Annotated in this window: 26 protein-coding genes; 12 read left to right on the forward strand and 14 right to left on the reverse strand. The window is 52.6% G+C overall.

Features of this window, described 5'->3' with window-relative positions; all coding sequences use genetic code 11:
- Positions 1-48: 48 nt before the first annotated feature.
- From METMI_RS0122425 to ubiA, 10 genes are all read right to left on the reverse strand, one after another.
- Positions 49-657: a Uma2 family endonuclease gene (locus tag METMI_RS0122425; protein WP_019868544.1), complete on the reverse strand. Its 609-nt coding sequence runs from the start codon at positions 655-657 to the stop codon at positions 49-51.
- Between the two features lie 18 nt (positions 658-675).
- Positions 676-1,509, reverse strand: a complete 834-nt coding sequence (gene kdsA / locus METMI_RS0122430) for a 3-deoxy-8-phosphooctulonate synthase (protein WP_019868545.1) — start codon at positions 1,507-1,509, stop codon at positions 676-678.
- 42 nt (positions 1,510-1,551) lie between these two features.
- On the reverse strand, positions 1,552-2,166 hold the full coding sequence (locus tag METMI_RS0122435; protein WP_040572819.1) for a Uma2 family endonuclease: 615 nt from the start codon (positions 2,164-2,166) through the stop codon (positions 1,552-1,554).
- A gap of 25 nt (positions 2,167-2,191) precedes the next feature.
- Positions 2,192-2,668 (reverse strand): Uma2 family endonuclease, encoded by a 477-nt coding sequence (locus METMI_RS0122440; protein WP_019868547.1) that lies wholly within the window; start codon positions 2,666-2,668, stop codon positions 2,192-2,194.
- Between the two features lie 77 nt (positions 2,669-2,745).
- A complete protein-coding gene (locus METMI_RS0122445) occupies positions 2,746-4,368 on the reverse strand; it encodes a CTP synthase (RefSeq protein ID WP_019868548.1) in 1,623 nt (540 codons plus the stop codon).
- 286 nt (positions 4,369-4,654) lie between these two features.
- Entirely contained in the window at positions 4,655-5,389 is a 735-nt protein-coding gene (locus METMI_RS28070) for a potassium transporter TrkG (RefSeq protein WP_408630387.1), read from the reverse strand.
- Positions 5,390-5,432: 43 nt separating this feature from the next.
- The gene (locus METMI_RS28075) at positions 5,433-6,113 is read right to left on the reverse strand and encodes a potassium transporter TrkG (RefSeq protein ID WP_232215275.1); all 681 of its coding nucleotides are present in this window, start codon (positions 6,111-6,113) and stop codon (positions 5,433-5,435) included.
- An 80-nt stretch (positions 6,114-6,193) separates the two neighbouring features.
- On the reverse strand, positions 6,194-7,555 hold the full coding sequence (gene trkA / locus METMI_RS0122455; protein ID WP_019868549.1) for a Trk system potassium transporter TrkA: 1,362 nt from the start codon (positions 7,553-7,555) through the stop codon (positions 6,194-6,196).
- A 145-nt stretch (positions 7,556-7,700) separates the two neighbouring features.
- Positions 7,701-8,270 (reverse strand): Uma2 family endonuclease, encoded by a 570-nt coding sequence (locus METMI_RS0122460; RefSeq protein ID WP_019868550.1) that lies wholly within the window; start codon positions 8,268-8,270, stop codon positions 7,701-7,703.
- A gap of 25 nt (positions 8,271-8,295) precedes the next feature.
- Positions 8,296-9,153, reverse strand: a complete 858-nt coding sequence (gene ubiA / locus METMI_RS0122465; RefSeq protein ID WP_019868551.1) for a 4-hydroxybenzoate octaprenyltransferase — start codon at positions 9,151-9,153, stop codon at positions 8,296-8,298.
- Between the two features lie 163 nt (positions 9,154-9,316).
- Here ubiA and wrbA point away from each other — a divergent pair, with 163 nt between their 5' ends.
- The 3 genes from wrbA to hda are packed head-to-tail and all read left to right on the forward strand — an operon-like array spanning position 9,317 to position 10,986.
- Positions 9,317-9,910: an NAD(P)H:quinone oxidoreductase gene (gene wrbA, locus METMI_RS0122470; RefSeq protein ID WP_019868552.1), complete on the forward strand. Its 594-nt coding sequence runs from the start codon at positions 9,317-9,319 to the stop codon at positions 9,908-9,910.
- Between the two features lie 18 nt (positions 9,911-9,928).
- The gene (locus METMI_RS0122475) at positions 9,929-10,282 is read left to right on the forward strand and encodes a DUF2069 domain-containing protein (protein WP_019868553.1); all 354 of its coding nucleotides are present in this window, start codon (positions 9,929-9,931) and stop codon (positions 10,280-10,282) included.
- A 2-nt stretch (positions 10,283-10,284) separates the two neighbouring features.
- A complete protein-coding gene (hda, locus tag METMI_RS0122480) occupies positions 10,285-10,986 on the forward strand; it encodes a DnaA regulatory inactivator Hda (protein ID WP_019868554.1) in 702 nt (233 codons plus the stop codon).
- 580 nt (positions 10,987-11,566) lie between these two features.
- Here hda and METMI_RS27305 read toward each other — a convergent pair.
- Complete coding sequence (locus tag METMI_RS27305) at positions 11,567-11,719, reverse strand: hypothetical protein (RefSeq protein ID WP_019868556.1); 153 nt, start codon at positions 11,717-11,719, stop codon at positions 11,567-11,569.
- 374 nt (positions 11,720-12,093) lie between these two features.
- On the opposite strand from METMI_RS27305, the gene METMI_RS0122495 reads away from it, so the two are divergent.
- Positions 12,094-13,461, forward strand: coding sequence for an OmpP1/FadL family transporter (locus METMI_RS0122495; RefSeq protein ID WP_019868557.1), 1,368 nt, complete (start codon positions 12,094-12,096; stop codon positions 13,459-13,461).
- Positions 13,462-13,516: 55 nt separating this feature from the next.
- On the opposite strand, the gene METMI_RS25075 is transcribed toward METMI_RS0122495, so the two are convergent.
- Genes METMI_RS25075 through METMI_RS0122505 form a run of 3 tightly spaced genes read right to left on the reverse strand, consistent with a single transcriptional unit; the run spans position 13,517 to position 14,691 of the window.
- Entirely contained in the window at positions 13,517-14,107 is a 591-nt protein-coding gene (locus METMI_RS25075) for an amidohydrolase family protein (RefSeq protein WP_198008001.1), read from the reverse strand.
- Positions 14,083-14,364, reverse strand: coding sequence for a hypothetical protein (locus METMI_RS27610; protein ID WP_198007961.1), 282 nt, complete (start codon positions 14,362-14,364; stop codon positions 14,083-14,085). The genes METMI_RS25075 and METMI_RS27610 overlap by 25 nt, the downstream gene beginning before the upstream one ends.
- A 21-nt stretch (positions 14,365-14,385) precedes the next feature.
- Positions 14,386-14,691: a hypothetical protein gene (locus tag METMI_RS0122505; protein WP_019868558.1), complete on the reverse strand. Its 306-nt coding sequence runs from the start codon at positions 14,689-14,691 to the stop codon at positions 14,386-14,388.
- Here METMI_RS0122505 and METMI_RS0122510 point away from each other — a divergent pair.
- From METMI_RS0122510 to METMI_RS0122545, 8 genes are all read left to right on the forward strand, one after another.
- Positions 14,690-15,268, forward strand: coding sequence for an NAD(P)H-dependent oxidoreductase (locus tag METMI_RS0122510; RefSeq protein WP_019868559.1), 579 nt, complete (start codon positions 14,690-14,692; stop codon positions 15,266-15,268). The two genes, METMI_RS0122505 and METMI_RS0122510, sit on opposite strands and share 2 nt — an antisense overlap.
- 10 nt (positions 15,269-15,278) lie before the next feature.
- Entirely contained in the window at positions 15,279-16,460 is a 1,182-nt protein-coding gene (locus tag METMI_RS0122515) for an acyl-CoA dehydrogenase family protein (RefSeq protein WP_019868560.1), read from the forward strand.
- A gap of 118 nt (positions 16,461-16,578) precedes the next feature.
- Positions 16,579-17,121 (forward strand): OsmC family protein, encoded by a 543-nt coding sequence (locus METMI_RS25080; protein WP_019868561.1) that lies wholly within the window; start codon positions 16,579-16,581, stop codon positions 17,119-17,121.
- A gap of 11 nt (positions 17,122-17,132) precedes the next feature.
- Positions 17,133-18,239, forward strand: coding sequence for a dimethylsulfone monooxygenase SfnG (gene sfnG, locus METMI_RS0122525; protein WP_019868562.1), 1,107 nt, complete (start codon positions 17,133-17,135; stop codon positions 18,237-18,239).
- Positions 18,239-19,432, forward strand: coding sequence for an acyl-CoA dehydrogenase family protein (locus METMI_RS0122530; RefSeq protein ID WP_019868563.1), 1,194 nt, complete (start codon positions 18,239-18,241; stop codon positions 19,430-19,432). Before sfnG ends, METMI_RS0122530 begins: the two co-directional genes overlap by 1 nt.
- A gap of 7 nt (positions 19,433-19,439) precedes the next feature.
- Positions 19,440-20,678 carry a bifunctional 3,4-dihydroxy-2-butanone-4-phosphate synthase/GTP cyclohydrolase II gene (locus tag METMI_RS0122535; RefSeq protein ID WP_232215276.1) on the forward strand — a complete coding sequence of 413 codons (1,239 nt, stop codon included), beginning with the start codon at positions 19,440-19,442 and terminating at the stop codon, positions 20,676-20,678.
- On the forward strand, positions 20,668-21,861 hold the full coding sequence (gene ssuD / locus METMI_RS0122540) for an FMNH2-dependent alkanesulfonate monooxygenase (RefSeq protein WP_232215277.1): 1,194 nt from the start codon (positions 20,668-20,670) through the stop codon (positions 21,859-21,861). The genes METMI_RS0122535 and ssuD overlap by 11 nt, the downstream gene beginning before the upstream one ends.
- Positions 21,862-21,971: 110 nt before the next feature.
- On the forward strand, positions 21,972-23,243 hold the full coding sequence (locus METMI_RS0122545; protein WP_029151888.1) for a bifunctional O-acetylhomoserine aminocarboxypropyltransferase/cysteine synthase: 1,272 nt from the start codon (positions 21,972-21,974) through the stop codon (positions 23,241-23,243).
- Positions 23,244-23,299: the final 56 nt, after the last annotated feature.

Below are 23,299 nucleotides of genomic sequence, written 5' to 3' on the forward strand. Positions count from 1 at the left end.
TGTAATTCTTTTGAATAGGTAAAAAATAGGTTAACGGGTGGAGGCAAGTCACCCTTCTTTAAACAACCCCGCCAAATCAATCGCCAAATCCGGAAACAAAAACGGTATGGCGAGATCATCGCCCGCATAGTTGTTGGTCAACTGATATTCGCCTGTTTCATCATTCAAGACAAATTGGTTGATGACTTCCTCGTAAGGAAATACTAGCCAATATTCTTTTACACCGCTTTCGGCATATAAGGCCTGCTTAGTTTTGACTTCTTTCTTGGAGTTGCCTTTGGATAATATTTCGATAATCCAATCGGGTGCGCCATTGCAGCCTTGTTCATCGAGTTTTTCCGGGTCGCAAATCACGCAAATATCGGGTTGGACAACGGTGGTAATGTCTCTATTGGCTAGTAACGACTTTTTACGGTTATATAAACGCACATCGAATGGGGCAGCGAAAACTTGGCAAGGTTTGCTTAGAAAATAATTAAACAACCGTCCACTAAGTTGCATTGATAAGCGTTGATGCTTCACATTCGGCCCCGGACACATCAACGAAATCTTGCCCTTAAACAATTCCAGCCTTTCTTCGAACTGCCAGGTCAAATAATCGGCATAACTATAGTTGCCGTTAGGATCAAGCTGGCTAATATCAGTGATGGCGGGCATGGCGATACCTCTGACGATTTACAAGGTGTTTTCAATAAACGGCTGGGCTTTAACGGCCCTGTCTAAAATCAACAAAGTTTCCAACAATTCTTTCATGCGGTGCAACGGCCAGGAGTTAGGGCCGTCGCTTTTGGCTTCGGCAGGGTTCGGGTGGGTTTCCATAAACAATCCGGCAATACCGACCGCGACCGCCGCCCGTGCCAACACCGGCACATGCTCGCGCTGGCCGCCGGAGCAGTTGCCTTGACCACCCGGCAATTGCACGGAATGGGTGGCATCAAACACCACCGGGCAATCGGTGTCGCGCATCACGGCAAGCGAGCGCATGTCAGACACCAAGTTATTGTAGCCAAACGAGACGCCGCGTTCACAGACCATAATCTTGTCGTTGCCTGTGGCCTTGGCTTTTTTGGCGACATTCGCCATATCCCAAGGCGCGAGGAATTGGCCTTTTTTGATGTTGACCGGAATGCCTTGCGCGGCAACGGCTTGGATAAAATTGGTTTGGCGGCATAAAAACGCGGGCGTTTGCATGACATCAACGACGCCGGCGACTTCCGCCAACGGTGTGTCTTCGTGGACATCGGTCAACACGGGCACGCCGATTTGGGCTTTCACTTTCGCCAGGATTTCCAGGCCTTTTTCCACGCCCAAACCACGGAAACTTTCGTGCGAGGAACGGTTGGCTTTATCGAATGAGGATTTGTAAATGAACGGGATGCCCAGTTCGCTGGTGAGTTCTTTCAAATAGCCCGCCGTATCCAAAGCCAGTTGCTCGCTTTCGATGACGCAAGGGCCGGCGATCAGAAATAAGGGTTGGTTCAGGCCGACTTCAAAGCCACATAATTGCATGGGTATTCCTGTTATCTAATATAAAAAAAGTTTTTGCGGATGTCAGTCATCCACGCAGTCTGCAAAAAGTTCTGCCAGATCAATCGCCAAATCAGAAAACAAGGCCGGAATGGCCTTATCGTCTTCGGCGTACATGTTTTTCAGTTGATAGAGTCCGCCATCATCCAGCACAAATTGGTGGACGGCTTCGGCTTCCGGATAAACTAGCCAATATTCCTGCACGCCGCTTTCTTGATAAAGCTGGTATTTGATCTGCATCTCGCGTTTGGAGTTGCCTTTCGACAAGATTTCAATAATCCAATCCGGCGCACCGTTGCAACCTTGTTTGTCCAGCAACTCAGGGTTACAAATCACGCATAAATCGGGCTGGACTACCGTGTAAATCTCTTGGCTTTTTAGGATGGACTTTTTGCGGTCATATAAACGCACATCGAAAGGTGCGGCAAAAAATTGGCAAGGCTTATGCTTAAAGTAGTTGTACAACATGCCATTAATATCAGCAGAAATCCGCTGATGGCTGACATTCGGCGCAGGCGACATCAACATGACTTTGCCTTTAACCAACTCGACCGCTTCTTTAAGCCGCCAAGTCAGATAATCGGCGTAGCTGTAAGTTTGGTTCAAATCCAATTGCGACAATTCGGTGATGACAGGCATATTGGGTAGCTTTTCTGACAATGGATTACGCATCCACTTTGACCGGAAACCCAGGCACCAATTCAGAATGGATCAATTGATGCTGGACATTAAAAAAAACCATATCCCCTTGTTCATTGCACATCCAAACTTCTTTCGCCCCTACGGCAAAATACAGTTGGCGTTTTTCCGCCATTTCTTTTTGGGTGTTGCTGTCAGAAATGATTTCTACGCAAATTTCCGGTGCGATGGAGGCTTCGGTTTGGGCTTTGATGATCTGTAACAGTTCAGAAGAAGCCCAAGCCACATCCGCTACCTTTGTGCCTTTGCTGGTTTTAATGGCACATTCGGGCAATGCTTTACCATCTTTTAACAAACAACGCAGAAGAAATTCAATTTCGCCCTGCAGTAGAGCGTGATAAAGCTTTACCGGACTCATAATAATTTTACCGTTTTCATCCAGCTCAATTTTAAAAGGCAAATCTTGTAAGCTAGGATGTTCGCAGACTTCTTGCCAGTTCATGGTCGCACCTTTTTTGCTTTAGAAAATCAACTTGCCCAATCAGCCTAGGAACGAACAAAAGCCAATTTCTTAAATCCTTACGCTTGCTTATGCTTAACCGCCGCCGCCACAAACCCCGAAAACAACGGATGCCCTTTCCGTGGTGTGGACGTAAATTCAGGATGGAACTGGCAAGCCAAAAACCAGGGATGGGTCGGTATCTCTATGACTTCAACCAAGCGCCCGTCTATAGACTTGCCCGAAAAACGCATTCCGGCTTTTTCCAGTTTTTCAAAATAATGGTTGTTAAATTCATAACGATGGCGGTGACGCTCGGTAATGACGTCTTTTTGGTACAGTTCAAACGCCAAAGTGTCATGCTGCAAACGGCATTGTTGCCCCCCTAAGCGCATCGACCCCCCCAAATCGGAATTTTCGTCGCGTTTGACCAGCTGCCCATCTTCCATCCATTCAGTGATCAGGCCAATCACAGGATGTGGCGACGTGGGCAAAAACTCGGAACTGTGCGCCCCTTCCAGACCCGCCACGTCACGGGCAAATTCGATAACCGCCGCCTGCATCCCCAGGCAAATGCCCAAATAAGGGATATTGTTCTCACGGGCATAGCGGACGGTGGCGATTTTGCCTTCCACACCGCGCTCACCAAAACCGCCCGGAACCAAAATCGCATCGACTTCTTTCAGCCTGGCAACGCCTTCGTCTTCAATGACTTCGGAGTCAATATAAACGATGTTGACCTTGGTGCGGGTGCGGATGCCCGCATGGATCAGAGCCTCATTCAAGGATTTATAGGCATCGGAATGGTCGACATATTTGCCGACAATCGCAATATCGACGGTATTAACAGAATTCGCCAAGCCTTCCAAGACGTTTTTCCATTCCGTCAAATCCGCAGGCGGCACGTCCAAACGTAATTTATTGACAACAATGTCATCCAAACCCTGGTCATGCAGCAAAAGCGGGATACGGTAAATCGAATCGGCATCAACCGCGCCAATCACGGCTTTTTCTTCGACGTTGGTGAACAGGGCGATTTTGCGCCGCTCACTGACAGGTATCGGTTGCTCGGAACGGCAAATCAAGATATCCGGCTGGATACCGATGCTGCGCAATTCCTTAACTGAATGTTGGGTGGGCTTGGTTTTGATTTCGCCCGCCGAGCGGATGTACGGGACTAGCGTCAAATGGATAAACAAAGACCGGTCCGCACCCAAATCAAAACGCATTTGCCGGATGGCCTCCAAAAACGGCAAAGACTCGATGTCGCCAACGGTCCCGCCAACTTCAATCAGGGCGATGTCCTTACCTTCGGCACTTTGATAGATACGGTGCTTGATCTCGTCGGTGATGTGCGGGATCACCTGCACCGTCGCGCCCAGATACTCGCCTTTACGCTCACGGCGCAGCACGCTGTCGTAAACCTGGCCAGTGGTGAAATTGTTCTTCTTGGTCATCGTCGTTTTCAAAAAACGCTCGTAATGCCCCAAGTCCAAATCAGTTTCCGCACCGTCTTCGGTGACGAACACCTCGCCATGCTGGAACGGGCTCATCGTGCCAGGATCGACATTGATGTAAGGGTCGAGTTTGGTCATGGTGACTTTCAGGCCACGCGCCTCAAGGATGGCCGCGAGCGAGGAGGCGGCAATGCCTTTGCCTAGCGATGACACAACACCGCCGGTGATGAATATGTATTTGGTCATGTAGATTATATGGACTTCAGATGGGGACGGATGACGTATAGGGATATGCCGCCCATTTTAATCGACAATAAGCGTTTCGTCATGGGCTTTCGGGGTTTTACAAGCAATCGCACCAATGCCTAGGCTAGGCTGCGGGCACCCTTTTAAAAATAGGCTTATTAATCAACATGTAAAATGGCTCGCATAGCATGCCCTTATATTCTTGGGCATTTCGCCGGGAATGGGCGGGCTGGGTTGCCAAGTTGGCACGGATGCCTTGCGTAACAGGCTTGGCACTGCAAAGCCCTTACTTCCGCCAAAATTCCGGCACAAACAAAATGACGATGGAGAAAATTTGCACACGACCCAACAGCATAGCGAACGTGCACACACCCGTTTGGAAATCGCTTAGGCCAGCGTAATTGGTGGCCGGGCCGACTTGATTGAGGCCAGGGCCGGCATTGTTAAAACAAGCAATGATTGCGCTTAACGCACTGATAAAATCCAGGCCGCTAAACAGCAAGGCAAACACCAAAATGACAACGCTGATGAAATATAAAAAGATAAAACCCATCACGGAAGTGACGATATTATGGCTGATGGCGTTGTCACCGATACGCATGGACCTGATCGCCGCCGGATGGATGAATTTGAACAACTCCATCCGCGCCTGCTTCATCAGGATAATCGTCCGTATCATACGGATACCACCGCCCGTGGAACCGGAAGACGCCGACAAACAGCTTAAAAACAACATCCACATGGGCACAAAAATAGGCCATTGGTCAAAATTTTGGGTCGAAAAACCACAATCGGTGGCGATGGTGACCAAGTTAAACGAAGCATGGCGCAGGGCTGTCCAAAAATCAGGATAAGTGCCTGAATGGAAAAGCACGGATGCGGCCAGCACGCAACTGCTTAAGACCAACAACAAAAACGCCTTGGCTTCCATGTCATACCAATAGGGCCGCAATGACCTTTTCTTAAGGGCGATAAAGTGGGAAGCAAAATTGATGGCGGCGACCAATTGGAACACGGTCAAGACAATTTCAATCGGCAGGGATTTAAAATAACCGACACTGTCGTCATGTGTGGAAGCCCCCCCCCAAACTCATCGCTGAAAAAGCATGGCAAATGGCGTCAAACCAGCCCATACCCGCCAGCTTCAAGGCAATGATGCACACTACGGTGATCCCGGCGTAAACCATCCACAAGGCCTTTGCGGTCTGGGCGATACGCGGCGGCAAATCCGATTCTTTCACCGAACCCGGGGTCTCGGCGATATACAGCTGCATCCCGCCTATGCCCAAAATCGGCAAAATGGCGACCGCAAAAATAATGATGCCCATGCCCGCAATCCAGTTCAGCTCGTGCCGCCAAAGATTGATGGACATGGGCAGCTTGTCAATCCCGCTCAAGAGGGTCGCCCCCGTGGTGGTCAAGTCTGACACCACTTCAAAATAGGCATCGATAAAGCTTAGCTGCGGCATAAAAAACAGCAAAGGCAAGGTGCAGAACACCGGGATCAATGACCAGGTCATCGACACCAGCAAAAACCCTGCCTGCCGCGAGACTTTTTTGGGGGTCTTCATGGTCGGGAAGAACAGCAGCATACCTGCCGCCAAGGTGATCGGGACAGCCATCAGAAAAGCATCCAAAGCCCCGTCCCCCGCAATCGCCGAGGTGATCAGGCAAGTCAGCATCACTCCGCTAAAGCCCATGGTCACTAAGCCGAAGATATGGATAATGGTAAAAAGGACATTCATGGCGGTGTTTTCACAAAGAAATGCGGACGATGTCTGGAGATTGGTTTTGCTTCATTACCCTGCCTTTGGTCACGTTTGGGTCAAATCGGTTGGAAGACTTTTTCGATCTTACAGACCAGTTTCTTATCAATCGCAAACATCACGACGTGGTCGTTTTCTTCGAACACCGTATCATGATGGATAGAAATGACTTGCTGGCTACGGATTAAGGCGCCCATGACTATCCCTTCGGGCAAGTTGATGCTGTTGACTTTACGGCCAACCACCGAATTTTCACCGTTGCCATGATGGGCGATCGCTTCGATAGCCTCGGCGGTGCCGCCACAAAGTGAGCTGACTTGCGCCACGTCACCCCGGCGCACATGTTTGAGGATACTGCCCAATGTCTCTTGGTTAGGCAACACCGCGACATCAATGCCAGTCCCCGGGAGCAATTTGCTGTAAGAGATATGGTTTAGCAAACAGATGGCTTTACGGGCACCCAAACTTTTTGCCAATGAAGCGGAAATGATATTGACGCCGTCATTATTGGTGATGGCACAAAACAAGTCAGTCGATTCAACGGACTCATCAAGCAACAATGCCTCGTCCGCGCAATCACCCAACAACACAGTGGTCTTGCTTAGGTCATTGGCAATTTTTTTGGCGCGGCGGCTGTCCTTTTCAATGATCTTGACTTGGTGGTCATTTTCCAGGGCCAACGCCAGACGTTTGCCGATATGGCCGCCGCCCGCAATAATGATGCGCTTTAATGGCTGTTCAAGCTTGTTGAGTTCTTTTAAGACCCTCAGGACATCTTTACGTGGCGCCACAAAAAACACTTCGTCATCGGTTTCTATGACCGCCTGGCCATTAACAACAACAGGCGTGCCGTTCCTGAAAATAGCGGCGACACGGATTTTGCCATTGACGAAACGGTCTTTTAACGCCTTGACTTTTTGGCCTGTCAAAAAACCGCCCGCCACCACCTTCACCGAAAATAGCCGCACCAAACCACCGGCAAAGTCGGAAATATGCAACACACCCGGAAATTCAATCAAATTGCGTATGGCTTCCATGACGATCTGTTCGGGGCTGATGACAAAATCCACCGGGATGCCTTTGGCGCTGAACAGATGCGGATGGGTCAGATAATCAATGGCCCTGACCCGGGCAATGGTTTTGGGGCGGTTATACAGGGTGTTGATGATCAGGCACGCCAGCATATTGGTTTCGTCCCGGTCGGTGACGGCGATGACTATATCGGTGTTATGGATGCCCGCCTGTTCGAGCACGCTAGGATGCGCCGCATTGCCGGTCACGGTGGCTATGTCGACCCGCTCTTTTAAGGCCTCCAGCAGTTCCGGCTTAAAATCAACGACAACAATATCGTTTTCTTCACTTGCCAGTGCTTCGGCAACCGAGGAACCGGTAACGCCAGCACCCAGAATCAATATCTTCAATGTGGTAATCCCTGTATAGATTTTGCAGGAACGCAAAACGGGCGGTTCTACTTTTTGAGAATGCCGTCACAAAATCCGATAATTATAACGGCAATAACCCGTTGTTTCAATTTGCTTTTGAACTTTTCGGCATAAGCACTTTACTTTAATCAAACACCACATCTTCATAAATGTCGGCAAGCTGGAATACGGCTTGATAAGCATCATAGCTTACCGTCAATTTTTCTCCGGCATCCAAGGCCGCCGTTTGCCAATCACCGTTGCTGTCACGGACAAAATAATCAACCCGCTCACAGTCACTGGCGACGATCAAGTAATAACGCAAACTGGGGATCTTTTGATAAGCCATTAATTTTTCGCGCCTATCAATCGCGGCGGTACCGGATGACAGCACTTCGGCGAGCAAGCAGGGCTGTTCTTTAAATAAGGGTTCCTTATCATTGGGATCACAGGCCAGCATGACATCAGGATAGTAATAGGTTCTACCTTTGTCTATGCTCAGCTTCATATCATTTAAAAATACACCGCAACGGCTTCCTCGTGCCGCCGCCCGTAAATGAAAGCCAATGTTCAGGCTAATACGGTTATGGCGTTCATTTGCACCAGCCATCGCATAAATATAGCCGTCAACATACTCATGGCGGCACTCCGCCGTCAGTTCAAACGCCAGATAATCTTGCTCGCTTATTCTCGCCAGTTTTTCTAATGCACTCATTTCAACACGCCCATTATGTTTGCCATCAAACCAGATAAGCCCCTACCAAACCTACAAAAACCGCCATACCAAACCAGTTGTTATTCAAAAATGCCTGAAAACACAAGGCTTTTTCCCGATAAAAAATCAGCTTTTGCTGATACACCGACAGCCCGGCGGCAACCACCAAGCCTAGGTAATACGGCCACTGCAAATGCTCCAGTTGGCCAACGGCAAGCAATAAGGCAATTATGACAGCTTGTAGTGCAGCAATGATATGGCGGTCATAATCACCAAACAAAATCGCTGTGGATTTGACCCCGATCTTGAGGTCATCGTCCTTATCAACCATCGCGTACATGGTGTCATACACCAACGCCCATAACATCACCGCCAGATACAACACCCAAGCGACCACCGGGATCGTGTCGGTTTGGGCGGCAAACGCCATCGGCACCGCCCAACCAAAGGCCATACCCAAATACGCTTGCGGCAACTGCGTATAACGCTTCATGAACGGATAACTGGCGGCCAGGAACGCGCCCGCAAACGACAGCCAAATGGTGTAGGCATTCATCAGCAAGACTAAGGCAAACGCGGCCAGGCATAACACCGCAAACACGGCCAAGGCCTCTTTGGGCGAAACCTTGCCCGCCGCAATGGGCCGCTGTTTGGTGCGCTCCACATGCGGGTCAAAATCGCGGTCAGCATAATCATTAATGACACAACCCGCCGAACGCATCAGCACCACACCCAATACGAACACCGCAAACACCTGCATATCCGGTTTGCCATGGCTGGCAAGCCATAACGCCCACAAGGTAGGCCATAATAAAATCAGGATGCCGATGGGGCGGTCCAAGCGTGCCAGTAATGCGTATTGTCTGAGCCTTTCGATAATCATTGCGGTAACCTGCCGATCGTTTTTCAGCGTATGAATGTGAGTAAAATGCTATTATAGCCCTTGTTTTGATGAGCGCGCGCCTACCAACCTATTACCAAGCATCAGCGGCAATAACTCCCGCTGATGCACCCAAACCCTTAATCACCGCAAACAGGCCGCCACTATGACGAGCAAAATCCTGATCCTCTATTTTTCCCGCCACGGCACGACTGCGGCGATGGCTAACCATATCGCACGCGGCGTGGAATCGGTCAGCGGTACGGAAGCCATTTTAAGGACTGTTCCTGACGTGTCCGCAGTTTGCGAAAAAACCGCGGACAGCATCCCTGCTCACGGTGCGGTTTATGCAACACTGGACGATTTGCGCAACTGTGACGGCCTGGCCATGGGCAGCCCCACGCATTTCGGCAACATGGCGGCGCCCTTGAAATATTTCCTGGATGGCACGACAGCCTTATGGTTTTCCGGCGCCTTGGTCGGCAAACCGGCTGGCGTGTTCACCTCCACCAGCAGCATGCACGGCGGCCAGGAAAGCACCTTGTTAAGCATGATGCTGCCCTTGCTGCATCATGGCATGGTGCTGATGGGCTTGCCCTACACCGAAGCGGCGTTACGCGAAACCGCATCAGGCGGGACTCCTTACGGCCCCAGCCATCTGGCATCGGAAGACGCGGTTTTGACTGAGCACGAAAAAACCTTGTGCAAAGCCCTAGGCGCTCGTCTGGCAAAAACCGCGCAGGTTTTAAAAATCTCCTAACCGTTTACAAACCGATACATGAAACCCAACGCCGACACTTATTATGCCGCCGCCCTCATCGGCTTTTTTGGGCTGTTCGCCTTATTGATGCTTTGGCATACCGTGCTAGTGCCTGCCAACCAGTTTCCCGTCGCCCTGGTGTTGCTGGCAACTGTCACCCCTCTGCTGCTACCGATGCGCGGGTTGCTAAGCCGCCATCGCAAAAGCTGCACCTGGATGGCCTACATCAGCCTGTTCTATTTCATCCACGGCTCCACCGAAGCATACAGCAATGCCGACGAACGGGTTTACGCCTCCTTGGAAACCGTCTTCAGCCTGATGTTGTTCCTCGGCACCACCCTTTATTTGCGCTTCGCACCAAAACCTGACTGATTATGGCTGAACAACTACCGGTTAATTTTGAATTTAGGGCCAATCAGACGTTCAACGATTTTTTTCCTGGCGGCAACCAAGAAATCATCGGTCACCTAAAAAACACCCTGGAAGGCACTGGCGAACAACAAATTTTTATCTGGGGCGAAAGCGGCCTAGGCAAGAGCCATTTGCTGCAAGCCTGCTGCCATCATGCCCACTTGCACAAACTCGATGCCTTTTATTTTTCCTTGTCATCGGCGGCGGGATTGCCCGACCCGGCGATCCTGGCCGGACTGGACAAATTTGATGTGGTTTGCGTGGACAATATCGAACATATTGGCGGCGATCCGGTTTGGGAACAGGCATTTTTCAACTTCTTCAACCTGCACCGCAGCCACGAGCATAAACTGATTTTATCCGCCAGTTGCCCGCCGCAAACCATCGCCATTGATTTGCCGGATTTGAAAACCCGCCTGAACTGGGGCTTGACGCTCAAACTGAAACCTTTGACCGAAAACGACAGCATCAAGGCCCTCATGTTCAAGGCTAAACACATGGGGTTTGAAATCTCCCCACAAGCCGGACGCTTTTTATTGACCCATTACAACCGGGACTTGGCTTCGTTGTGGAATTTGCTGGACACCTTAGACCGCGCATCTTTAGCGGCACAACGCAAGCTCACCCTGCCTTTTCTAAAAAAACTCCTCCAACACCTATTATGACCGGCAAGGCATGCCTTGCCGGAGCCCGGACAGAAAGTTTAAAGCCATAAGTGCTGTAGATACCATCTCTCCACACCAATCACAAGAGGGTACACAGCCACTTGTGGTTGATAGGGTTGCTGGTGTTTGATGACACCATAACAAATCTGTGCCAGCTTCCGCATGGCGGCTCCCAGAGCTGACATCTTGCTTTTGCCCTTTCCGGTCAGGCGTTCAGCTTGTTCATACAGCCTCTTTCCCATCGGGGAAGGACTTGGATACCATTCAGTTTTAAGAAAAGGGGCGCATGGGTTTTATCTACTCCTCAGACTTTTCGTCTCAGCCCGCATACAAACTCTGATCATGCGCTTTGATATAGTGCTAGCTAAGCAATATATCATTGCTTGGAGAGATACAAGGGCACCGTCTCAGTGTCTGGTTTGAGCCGCTCTGAAACCTTCGGCTATACCACGTTTGCTAATGTCCAAAGGCTACTTTGACTATTTTGCATTCCAGCATCGTAACGGAATCTGCAAAACTGGGCGGAACGTTAGCCCAAGCCTCCATCAGCATGAGGGCCCTCTGTCTAAATTCGCGAAACCTATTGCCACGCATCGCACTGGTAACGCTGGCAGCGTGCGTTGCGGACTGCCAAAACCGTACCGGATCGTGCCGCCGCCGTCGCAATACCATCTGGGATATAAATGCGGGCAGGCGCACCGTCAGCCCAACGCAACTGCCGGATGGGTGGCATAACAGCGGGCTGCACTGACTAACTGTTTGATGGTGACTGAGGTTTCCATCCGCCCGTTTTACCAAAAGGCCTCAAAACACGTATTGGGCCTTTATCTTCCCCATCAGTTTTGCAAATCCACATCGCATTGCTCCAAGCGCAGCAATTCTTTTGGTTCATTGCTTCAAAAGCGGCGATTTTTCCTCCGCATTGCCGCTAGTGCGGCATCAATAATAAAAACAGATAAATTGTCATTAATAAACAATTAGTTATAAATGGCATAAGCTTTGCTCTGAAAGGGTTCAGGCGCAACGCGTTTGTCTTTCCTAGAATCCCCTTAGGGCAAACCCAACGGACGTCGCCGATATCTGAAAATATTTTAATTGGAGCTTCAAATGTATAGAGAATTGTTTCCTCCCAAAAATTACCGGCGTATAAATTTATGGCGATTGCAGAAGGTGTCGTTATTGGCGCTAGCGAGTACGGTGTCGCCTGGTGTATTGGCCCTGAATACCGGAACGGATCTGAACCTGTCTTTAAAACCTATTGCCGGCGGTATGGCCGGCGCGGCTTATACCCGACCGCAAGAAGTTTCCGCCGCATTGTTTGGCAACCCGGCCACCTTGACCCAGTTTAAAGGCTTTAATTTTGGCTTGGGCGCGGCGCTTCTTGAACCTGTAGTCGACAATTATCAAAGCAACAACGGATTTACTAACCATTCCCCCAGCTTGGCGCAGAATTACATTGCGCCGGATGTCGCACTCAGCGGAGAAGTCTTGCCCGGCTTTGTGGTGGGCGGCGGTGTCGCGCTTGATTCGGGCTTAGGCGCGGATTACCGCACCCATCCCATCAATGGCGGGGCCGGGCTTGGACTGGGTGGCGCCGGTGCCGGTGGCGCGGCGACATTACCTTTGGTTGTGGAATTGCTGTCATTTAGTGCCAACGTGGGGGCGGCTTATGAAGTGACGCCAGATTTGTCATTAGGGGCGGCTTTGACGGTAGGGTTTGGTTTGGGCCAATTCGGAACTACCGGGAATACGAGCGGGCTCGGCGGGTTGTCGGGTGATTTTGGGGGGACTACGTCCAGCGTACATAATATTTCGCTCCGTGGTTCATTGGGTGCAACTTACCAGCTCACCGATGATGTGAAGCTAGGTGTTTCGGTCAAGTCCCCTTTGCAATACCACTACCATAACGTATTGTCGACTACAGTAGGCGGCGGTCAGGAATACCAAAGCGTAAAGCTCGATCAACCCTTGGAGGTCACCTGGGGCATAGCAGCCAATGCAACGCCTAACTTGCTATTGGAGGCGGATGTCGCCTGGAAAAACTGGTCGCAATCTTCACTGTATAAGGACGTCTATGATGACCAGTTCCTGGCTATGCTGGGTGGCCAATATAGCCTTGGAAAATGGCAGCTCCGCTCGGGTTACAGTTATGCCTCGGAGATACTTCGCAATAATCCGAACGGCACTGTTGGCGGCTTTTCAGGACTGGGGACGCTGCCGCTTGATACCAATGTCCCCGGGGTTCTTAACAGCAATGATTTGATTAAGGTCGTACAAACGACTTTAGGCCCGGTCGTCTGGGAGCATACCGCCACGGCAGGTCTAGGATATGCCTTTACACCCCAGTTTAGGCTGGATGCGTTTGCCGCCTATGCTTTTGAAGGCACAGCAAGCCGCAGCACACTGGCTTTGGGAGATTATCATGTCACCAGTAGCGAATGGGCCTTGGGTGCGGGCGCGAATTTCAAATTTTAACGGAGGGATGCCGAATAATCCGCGCTAGGATTATTCGGCAAATCCGGTCTACCAGTTAAACCCGCAATAAGTGTTTCGCATTTTGATATAACACCCGATCCAACACCTCCTCGTGCAAACCGAGCCGTAGAAAGTCCTCTAGCGTTTGCCCCATCGCCCGGAACGGGTACGAGCTGCCAAACAGCAGTTGCCCCTTCATAAAACCGTTGGCCGCTTCCACATACAAGCTTCCGCCCGGCAGAAAAATATACATGTCCGGGACGACGTAAACGTTTTCATAGCGAAACGCGACGCCGATCATTTCGTTCACATACGGATAAAAACCGTGGTAGCAGACGATAGGCAAACCTGAAAAAGCCCTGGCCACCTTGCCGACGGCGACCGGATTGGCATATTCCAAATTCGGCGTGGTCGGCCCTGACATTAAAAACACCGGCACATCCAGTTGTTTGCAGGCGTCATAAATCGGGTAGAGCGACGGATCATCGGCCTGAATGGGCGGCGCGCCGAATCCGGGTTCTATGTTAATTCCCCTCAATCCCAGCGTGTTCACGGCCTTTTCAATTTCTTTGGCGATGCCACGGCTATCCAGCGCTTGCGGGTTGACCGAGGCGATGCCGATCAGCTCCGGGTGCGGCGCGGTAATGTCCCGGAGGTTTCGTTAGGGATTGTGATGTCGGGCGTATCGCGGCCCACGACGACCGCATGGCGGATACCCACCTCGCGGATTTCCTCGATAAACCCATCCAGGGTATGCGAACGGACAAAGTGATCGTCCTGTTTGGAGCCCAAGCGGCGGTTAAGCCATTTGGCGGTTTCATATCCGGGGGTTGCCGGCGTTGCGCCATAAAAATCATGTAGAAACGCAGGTCGGCTGCGCATATCGATTATCGGTCTGGACATCTTGTCAATTCTCGGCTTTGGCTAATGTATTGAAGCGATCTTCGCTTCGGCTGGTGTGCTAGCCACAGAAGCAGCAGATATTGTGCCAAATGGCCAGGAGCGGCCTGAATCCTGGGGTTGCCAGATGCTTGTCCAACCACGATTGCCGCTACAGCGGCAATCGTTGTAATCCGCTGCTGCAACAACGGCATCCAAACCGATAAGGCCATCATTAATCATTTTAAAAACAATGAGTTGAAAGTTGGCATGGTCGGTGCTAAAGCTTAAGCACAGTACCCATGCTTTGCAGGCATTGGGATTTTTCAACCGTACAAAGGCAATCAACATGAGTACATTAAAAGTCGTGGTTGTTTCAGGCAATCTAGGGCTACCGTCTAAGACGCTCGTATTGGCCGGGCAAATCGTCGATGCAATCAAGCAGCAAGCTTACCAACAAGCTTGTATTGAAGTAATAACCCACAGCTTGGCTGATCTGAGCCCGGTTTTCGGACTTGCCCGTCATCCTGGGGAGCTGGGCGATATTGGCAAAGCCGTGCTGGATTCTATCGGCTCGGCCGACATCCTGGTAGCGGTCACACCAGTTTACAAGGGTTCCTACACCGGCCTATTCAAGCATGTGTTTGATTTTCTGGATGTGAAGGCGCTGAACGAACTGCCGGTGATTCTTGGCGCCACTGGCGGCGGGGAAAAGCATGCCCTGATTATCGAACATCAACTGCGGCCGCTGTTTGGCTTCTTCGGTGCGCAAACCGTCCCTTCCGGCATCTACGCCACCGAACAGAACTATGACGGCTCACGCTTTAGCGATGCCATCGTCAATGAACGTATCCATGCGGCAGCGCGCCAAGCCGTTGCGGCGGCGCTTATCCGGGCGGATCAAACCCAATTATCTGAAGTAGCTTAAGGAGAGCATCATGTCTGTACACGATTACGAAAAAATCCGTTCCGAAATTCGCGCCCTGGTTGACGAGGTCATCCGGCCTAATGCCGAACAAACCGACCAGGGCGTTTTCCCGCGGGAGAACCTTGAAGCCTTGGGCCGGGCGGGCTGGAATGGCGTGCTGATTCCGAAGGAATACGGCGGCCTGGGTCTGGACCATGTCGCCTTTTCGATCGTGGCCGAAGAAATCGGCCGCGCCTGCGCCTCCACCGGCCTGGTTTATGTGATGCACACCGGTGCGGCGCAGACCATCAACTTATTCGGCAACCACGACCAAAAAGAACGTTGGCTGAAGCCTGCCCGCGACGGTTTGATCGGCACCTATTCGACCAGCGAAAAAGCCTCGGGCGGGCACTGGTGGTTCAACTTCAGCGAAGCTTCCCGTGGCAGCGACAATAACTATCTGCTCAATGCGGAAAAATCCTTTACCACCAGCGCCGGGCAAGCGGATTACTACATTTTTCAAACCCGTTCGCCGGGCGCCAAAGGCCCTACCGATATTAGCTTTTTCATCGTCGATTCCAAACTGGAGGGCATCACGCATGGCACCTGGGAAGCGCTCGGGGTGCGCGGCAACCACAGCGGGCCGATCACCTACAAAGAGGTGAATGTGAAAAGCATCGACCGCCTGGGCGACGAAGGCCAGGGTAAAGACATTGTTTACCACGGTGTGTCCCCCGTGTATCTGGTTGGTCTGGGCTCTGTTTGGCACGGTGTGGCCAGGGCGGCACTGGAAAAAGCCGCCGACCACCTGACTGGCACCATCCACCGCGATTTCAACCGCAAACTGTCCGACTACCAAGTGCTGCGCCAGCAATTGGGCGAGTCCAAGGTGTTGGTCGAAAGCCTGCGCCCCTGGCAGCACGAGCTGGCGCGGCAATTGGACCAATTGCAGGCCGCCAGCCAGCCGCAAGGGCAAATCCTGCTGCCATTGACCGAATTCAAGGTGCATGCGGCGGAAGTCGCCAATATCTCGGCGCGCAACGCCCTGGATGTCAGCGGCGGTTACGGTTACAAGAAAGGCCCGATCGAACGCATCTTCCGTGATGCCCGTGCCGGCATCGGTATGGGGCCATCGAACAATATCGCCCGCGAATGGATTGGTAAGGCACTGGTGGGATTGCCGCTGGAGCTGTTCGAGGCCGGCGGAGAATAGGCTCCGAAAAGGCCGTCCCGTTTTGTAAATATTTGGAACAATTCAATTTGACGAACCGATCGCAAAGCCATCCTTATTTAGATTGGGTAGCTTCAACATCAATGCTATGGAAATCCACATGTCACAGAAAGATTTGAAAGCCGCATTAGAAAACACCATTGCCGCCTTGCAAGAAAATCCGGCGAGCGCCCGTCTGGTTTTTAAGGCAAAGACCCGCTGGCTCGATGGCGTGCGTTGCGCCGCCCAAGTGCGGGATTTTCCGCCGCTGATCATTGACGAACCCCCGGAATTGGGTGGGGGTGACGCGGGTGCAAACCCCGTCGAGCTGATCCTGGCCGCGCTCGGCACCTGCCAGGAAATCGTCTACGCAGCGTACGCCGCCGTGCTGGGCATCCCTTTGGAGGCGGTCGAGGTGAGCGCCAAGGGCTATCTGGATCTGCATGGCCTGTTCGGCTTGAAAGAGGTGCACTCCGGTTTCCAGAAAATCAGTTTTGAAACCACATTGAAGAGCCCTGCGGCGCCGGAAACGATCAGCCAACTGGTTGCGGCCGTGGAAGCGCACTGCCCCGTGCTCGATACCTTGACCCGGCCAGTCGAGGTGGCCGGTACGGTCACGCTCAATGGAACACCGCTTAACTTCCCCGCACGCCATGCCGCATAAGGAAAAATCAAATGAGCCAATCACATCAAAGCAACAACCCAATCAAGTTTGCCTATTGGGTGCCCAACGTCAGTGGCGGCCTGCTTATCAGTAAAATCGAGCAACGCACCAGTTGGGATATTGACTATAACCGCAAGCTTGCGCAAATAGCCGAGCAAAGCGGCTTTGACTACGCCCTCAGCCAGATCCGTTTCACCGCGGGTTACGGGGCGGAATACCAGCACGAATCGGTGTCTTTCTCCCATGCCTTGTTGGCGGCGACCCAGAAACTACGGGTTATTGCGGCTATTTTGCCGGGGCCTTGGCACCCGGCTGTCGTCGCCAAGCAAATTGCTACCATTGACCACCTGACGGGAGGCCGCATCGCCGTCAACATCGTCAGTGGTTGGTTTAAAACTGAATTTACCGCGATCGGCGAGCCGTGGCTGGAGCATGACGAACGTTATCGTCGTTCAGAAGAATTCATCCGCGCACTGAAAGGCATTTGGACGCAGGACGATTTCAGCTTTTCCGGCGATTTCTACCGTTTCCACAATTTCACATTAAAGCCTAAGCCTTTACAACAACCGCATCCGGAAATATTTCAGGGCGGTAGCTCCCGGGCGGCGCGCGATATGGCGGCCCGGGTCTCGGATTGGTACTTCACTAACGGCAATACGCTGGAAGGCATTAAAGCGCAAGTTGACGATATCCGCGCTAAGGCTGCCAAAGGCGGCCATTCGGTCAAGATTGGCATCAATGCTTTCGTTATAGCCCGAAATACCGAAGCTGAAGCCCAAGCGGTGTTGAATGAAATTATTGACAAAGCAGACACGAAAGCGGTCAACGCTTTTGGACATGAGGCCAAGCAAGCAGGAAAAGCATCCCCGGAAGGTGACGGTAATTGGGCCAAGTCAACATTCGAAGATTTGGTGCAATATAACGACGGCTTTAAAACCAATCTGATCGGGACACCCAGACAAATTGCCGAGCGTATTGTGGCGTTAAAAGCGGTGGGTGTGGACTTGGTCCTGACGGGCTTTTTACATTTCCAGGAAGAAGTCGAATATTTCGGGAAGCATGTTTTGCCCTTAGTACGCGAACTGGAATCACGGCAAACTGACAAAGTGGCTGCATAATGGGCGTGGTTAATCCTATCAAACAGGCCCAATTAAAGGCCCAATCGTTGTTCGGCAAGGCCGAACAATTAGCGGCGGAGTTTGCGGCCACCGCAGTGGAACGGGATAAACGTGGCGGCACGGCCAAAAATGAACGCGACAGCCTGCGTAAAAGCGGCCTATTAAACCTCATCATTCCGGTTGAATATGGTGGGCACGGCCTAGATTGGCACGATACGCTACAGATTGTGCGTATTATTTCCAGGACCGATAGTTCGGTAGGACATTTGTTTGGTTTCCAGCATTTGTTGTTGGCGACTATCCGGCTGTTCGGGGGCCAATGGCCGCATTATTACCGTGAAACGGTTAAAAATAACTGGTTTTGGGGAAACACCCTCAATCCTCTCGATACTCGCGCCAGAATCAGTGCTGACGGCAAAGACTGGTTGGTGCATGGCACCAAAAGCTTTTGTTCCGGCGCCACGGATTCCGATCACTTGATCGTATCGGCCTTGTCGGAGACTGACGGCAAATTAGTCATAGCAGCCATTCCAAGTAATCGCACAGGCATCCAGATCCATTCGGATTGGGACAATATGGGGCAACGCCAGACCGACAGCGGTACTGTGGATTTTCATGGGGTGCGGATTTATGACCATGAAATTTTACGTGAGCCTGGCCCTCTAGGTAGTGTGTTTGCCACCTTGCGTCCGCTGCTTGCACAGCTGATCCTAACCAATATTTACTTAGGCATAGGCGAAGGCGCTTTGGCGGAAGCGATAGGTTATACCCGCAGCCAGTCGCGGGCTTGGTTTTTGTCCGGCGTGGAAAGTGCGACCCGCGACCCTTATGTGCTCAAAAAGTACGGTGAATTTTGGGTTGACCTTAATGCGGCCGCACTGTCGACCGATCATGCCGCCAGTTTACTGGACGCCGCTTGGCGTCAGGAAAATGCACTCACCGAGGCGGAGCGCGGCAGTGTCGCTGTTGCGAGCGCGACGGCCAAAGTCTTGGCCACCCGGGCCGGGTTAGACGTGACACAACGCTTGTTTGAAGTCACCGGCGCACGGGCCACCAGCGCCAAAGGAGGTTTTGACCGCTATTGGCGCAATCTGAGAACCCATTCGCTGCATGATCCGGTGGATTATAAGCTGCTTGATCTTGGCGAATGGGTGTTGAATGCCAAATTACCCGCGCCGAGTTTTTACTCCTAAGGACTCTATGATGAATTACGACACAATAGAAACGGCGCTGGAAGCCATCCGCAATGGCGGCTTCGTGGTGGTGGCCGACGATGCCGGCCGGGAAAACGAAGGCGATTTAATCATCGCGGCCGAAAAAATCACGCCCGAACGCATGGCCTTTCTGGTACGGCACAGCAGCGGCGTCGTTTGCGTCGCCCTGCCGGGCGAGCGCGTCGATGCGTTGCATCTGGAGCCGATGGTCGCGAACAACACCGATGCCCATGGCACGGCATTTACGGTTTCGGTGGACTTGAACAAAGGCACCAGCACCGGCATTTCTGCAGCAGACCGCAGCGCCACCCTCCGTGCCCTGGCGAACCCTGCCTGCACCGCCGACAATTTTGCCCGCCCAGGCCATGTGTTCCCCTTACGCGCCAGACAGCACGGGGTGTTGGCGCGGCCGGGCCACACTGAAGCGGCCAGCGATTTGGCGAGCTTGGCCGGACTGTATCCGGCCGGCGTGCTGTGCGAAATCGTGAATGACGATGGCAGCATGACCCGTGGCGGGGCATTGCAGGCATTTGCCAGAAAACATAACTTACCGTTTATCAGTATTGCCGATCTTATTGCTTACCGCCGCCGTAATGAATTATTGGTTGAGCACGTCTCAGAAGCACGGATACCCACAGCTATTGGGGTTTTCACCGCCCATGTTTACCGTTCCGTGCTAGACGGTTCAGAGCATTTGGCATTGGTCAAAGGCCAAGTGGCGGGACAACAAAATGTTTTGGTGCGGGTGCACTCCGAATGTTTAACAGGTGATGTGCTTGATTCTCTGCGTTGCGATTGCGGCAACCAACTCAAAATGGCGTTGGCAAAAATCGAACAGGCGGGCAGCGGGGTTTTGGTTTACTTGCGCGGGCATGAAGGCCGCGGCATCGGTTTGGCGCACAAGCTGCGCGCCTATGAATTGCAGGATCAGGGCCGGGACACCGTACAAGCCAATTTGGACTTGGGTTTGCCTATCGATTCCCGCAGCTATGATGTCGGCGCCCAAATACTAACCGATCTGGGCGTGACGACTCTACGATTGATGAGCAACAACCCGGCTAAGTTCACCGAGTTGGCCGGATACCGGTTAAAAATTGTCGGGCGTGTACCGCTAGAACCCGTCCCCAATCGGGAGAATATCTCCTATTTACGGACTAAATCCGAGAAGCTAGGGCATTTGCTCAATCTGAACAATCTTCCTTGGGAAGCCCTAAGTGCCGAATGAGGCTGGCGAGCACACTAATACTGAATTTGGAGACAATAAAGTGAATGTTTTCTGGTTTTTACCGACACATGGTGACGGCCGTTACCTGGGCTCGGCCCAAGGCGCACGCGAAGTGAGTTTGCACTATTTGCGCCAAATAGCCCAGGCTGCGGATGCTTTGGGTTATGGCGGGGTCCTGATTCCTACCGGCGTCACCTGTGAGGATCCCTGGGTCGCCGCCGCCTCGTTGATTGAATCCACCGAGAATCTACGGTTTTTGGTGGCGGTCCGGCCCGGCTTGACCTCGCCCACGGTGGCGGCACGCATGGCGGCTACTCTGGACCGCTTTTCCGGCGGGCGCTTGCTGGTCAATGTCGTTGCCGGCGGGGATCCGGTTGAGCTGGCCGGCGACGGCTTGTTCCTGGCGCATGATGAGCGTTATGCCTTGGCCGCCGAGTTTTTGACCGTCTGGCAGCGCTTATTGGCGGGTGAAACCGTCAGTTTTGCCGGCAAGCATATCCGGGTCGATAACGCGAAACTGGCCTTTCCGCCTGCGCAGACGCCCAGCCTGCCGTTATATTTTGGCGGCTCATCGCCAGCCGCCCATCATTTGGCCGCCGAGTATATCGACCACTATCTGAGCTGGGGCGAGCCGGTGCCGGCCGTGGCGCAAAAAATCGCCGATATGCAAGCTCGCGCCAGGCTGACCGGGCGGGCCGTGCGTTACGGCCTGCGCATACACATCATCGTTCGGGAAACCGAAGCCGAAGCGTGGGCGGCGGCCAATGCGCTGATCCGTCATGTCGGCGATGACGCGATTGCCGCCGCGCAGCACGCCTATGCCCGCTCGGATTCCGAGGGGCAGCGGCGGATGAACAGCCTGCACCGAGGCTCCCGGCAAAACCTCGAAATCGCCCCCAACTTATGGGCCGGTGTCGGTTTAGTCCGGGGCGGCGCAGGGACTGCGTTGGTCGGCGACCCGCAAACCGTTGCCAAACGCTTGCAGGAATATGCCGATCTCGGCATCGAAACTTTTGTGCTCTCCGGTTACCCGCACCTCGAAGAAGCCTACCGCGTGGCCGAATTGCTGTTCCCGTTGTTGCCGGTCGCAAAAGCTGGCAAAAAGACACGCGCCAAACCGGTGTTCCATTTAAGCCCTGTGGGCGATACCGGAAAAGTCGAGTTGCAAGCCAAGGCCGGGTGAGCTGGGGCGGCGCCGGGACTGGCGCTGCCATCGTTTGCCGCCAAGCCCGTTATCAAAACCGAAAACCAGACTTTTTACAGATTCTATCAACCTCGCCAACCCTAAAGCCTATGAAACTAGAAACAATAGCCATACACGGTGGCTACAGCCCCGATCCAACCACCAAAGCCGTGGCCGTGCCCATTTATCAGACCACGTCTTACGCCTTTGACGATACCCAGCATGGCGCCGATCTATTTGACCTGAAAGTGGCCGGCAATATCTATACCCGCATCATGAACCCGACCACCGACGTACTGGAAAAACGCGTGGCCGAATTGGAAGGCGGATTGGCAGGGCTGGCACTGGCCTCCGGCATGGCCGCAATTACCTACGCGATCATGACCATCGCCGAGGCGGGCGACAACATCGTTTCCGCCGCCACGCTGTACGGCGGCACCTATAACCTCTTCGCCCATACCCTACCTCAATACGGCATCAACGTGCGTTTTGCCAATTATCGCGATCCGGATGCGTTCGAGGCATTGGTTGACGACAAAACCAAAGCCATTTTCTGCGAATCGGTCGGCAACCCATTGGGCAATATTACCGATTTTGAACGGTTGGCCGAGATCGCCCATCGCCATGGCGTACCGCTAATTGTCGATAACACCGTGCCATCGCCGTATTTGTGCCGACCGATCGAACACGGTGCCGATATCGTCGTGCATTCGCTCACCAAATATCTGGGCGGCCACGGCAACAGCATCGGCGGGGTGATTGTTGATAGCGGCAAATTCCCCTGGGCTGAACATAAAGAACGCTTCCGTCGTCTGAACGAACCGGATGTTTCCTATCACGGCGTGGTGTATACCGAAGCGCTGGGGCCTGCCGCTTATATCGGCCGGGCGCGGGTGGTGCCGTTGCGCAATACCGGCGCGGCCATTTCGCCGTTCAATTCGTTCTTGATCTTGCAAGGCATTGAAACCCTGGCGTTGCGCATGGATAGAATCTGCGGGAACACCGTCAAAGTCGCGCAATATCTGCAAAGCCACAGTAAAGTTGCTTGGGTGAATTACGCAGGATTGGATGACCATGAAGACAAAGCGCTGGTTGACAAATACATGGGCGGACGCGCCTCCGGTATCCTCACCTTTGGCTTGAAAGGGGGCCGCAAGGCCGGTGGGCACTTTCAGGATGCCTTAAAACTGTTCACCCGGCTCGTGAATATCGGCGATGCCAAATCGCTGGCTTGTCATCCGGCCTCCACCACACATCGGCAATTGTCGCCTGAGGAGCTGGTTAAGGCGGGGGTCACCGAAGATATGGTGCGTTTATCCATCGGGATAGAACACATCGACGATATTGTCGCGGATCTGGAACAGGCGCTCGAGGCGGCCTGACACCAGAAAATTGGCGTGCGCTTGACAGATTCAGGCCCAACAAAGCCTGGATCTGC

The sequence above is a fragment of the Methylovulum miyakonense HT12 genome (assembly GCF_000384075.1).
In the GTDB taxonomy this organism is placed as follows: Bacteria; Pseudomonadota; Gammaproteobacteria; order Methylococcales; family Methylomonadaceae; genus Methylovulum; species Methylovulum miyakonense.

Coding starts and splice junctions, on each gene's coding strand:
- METMI_RS0122510 (WP_019868559.1), top strand. CDS start 14,690: ATGAGTACATTAAAAGTCGTGGTTGTTTCAGGCAATCTAGGGCTACCG.
- METMI_RS0122460 (WP_019868550.1), bottom strand. CDS start 8,270: ATGAGTGCATTAGAAAAACTGGCGAGAATAAGCGAGCAAGATTATCTG.
- METMI_RS28075 (WP_232215275.1), bottom strand. CDS start 6,113: ATGAATGTCCTTTTTACCATTATCCATATCTTCGGCTTAGTGACCATG.
- METMI_RS0122495 (WP_019868557.1), top strand. CDS start 12,094: ATGTATAGAGAATTGTTTCCTCCCAAAAATTACCGGCGTATAAATTTA.
- METMI_RS27610 (WP_198007961.1), bottom strand. CDS start 14,364: ATGTCCAGACCGATAATCGATATGCGCAGCCGACCTGCGTTTCTACAT.
- METMI_RS0122545 (WP_029151888.1), top strand. CDS start 21,972: ATGAAACTAGAAACAATAGCCATACACGGTGGCTACAGCCCCGATCCA.
- ubiA (WP_019868551.1), bottom strand. CDS start 9,153: ATGATTATCGAAAGGCTCAGACAATACGCATTACTGGCACGCTTGGAC.
- METMI_RS27305 (WP_019868556.1), bottom strand. CDS start 11,719: ATGCCACCCATCCGGCAGTTGCGTTGGGCTGACGGTGCGCCTGCCCGC.
- wrbA (WP_019868552.1), top strand. CDS start 9,317: ATGACGAGCAAAATCCTGATCCTCTATTTTTCCCGCCACGGCACGACT.
- METMI_RS0122515 (WP_019868560.1), top strand. CDS start 15,279: ATGTCTGTACACGATTACGAAAAAATCCGTTCCGAAATTCGCGCCCTG.
- METMI_RS0122445 (WP_019868548.1), bottom strand. CDS start 4,368: ATGACCAAATACATATTCATCACCGGCGGTGTTGTGTCATCGCTAGGC.
- METMI_RS0122440 (WP_019868547.1), bottom strand. CDS start 2,668: ATGAACTGGCAAGAAGTCTGCGAACATCCTAGCTTACAAGATTTGCCT.
- kdsA (WP_019868545.1), bottom strand. CDS start 1,509: ATGCAATTATGTGGCTTTGAAGTCGGCCTGAACCAACCCTTATTTCTG.
- METMI_RS0122475 (WP_019868553.1), top strand. CDS start 9,929: ATGAAACCCAACGCCGACACTTATTATGCCGCCGCCCTCATCGGCTTT.
- sfnG (WP_019868562.1), top strand. CDS start 17,133: ATGAGCCAATCACATCAAAGCAACAACCCAATCAAGTTTGCCTATTGG.
- METMI_RS0122435 (WP_040572819.1), bottom strand. CDS start 2,166: ATGCCTGTCATCACCGAATTGTCGCAATTGGATTTGAACCAAACTTAC.
- METMI_RS25080 (WP_019868561.1), top strand. CDS start 16,579: ATGTCACAGAAAGATTTGAAAGCCGCATTAGAAAACACCATTGCCGCC.
- METMI_RS0122425 (WP_019868544.1), bottom strand. CDS start 657: ATGCCCGCCATCACTGATATTAGCCAGCTTGATCCTAACGGCAACTAT.
- METMI_RS0122535 (WP_232215276.1), top strand. CDS start 19,440: ATGATGAATTACGACACAATAGAAACGGCGCTGGAAGCCATCCGCAAT.
- METMI_RS0122530 (WP_019868563.1), top strand. CDS start 18,239: ATGGGCGTGGTTAATCCTATCAAACAGGCCCAATTAAAGGCCCAATCG.
- METMI_RS0122505 (WP_019868558.1), bottom strand. CDS start 14,691: ATGTTGATTGCCTTTGTACGGTTGAAAAATCCCAATGCCTGCAAAGCA.
- hda (WP_019868554.1), top strand. CDS start 10,285: ATGGCTGAACAACTACCGGTTAATTTTGAATTTAGGGCCAATCAGACG.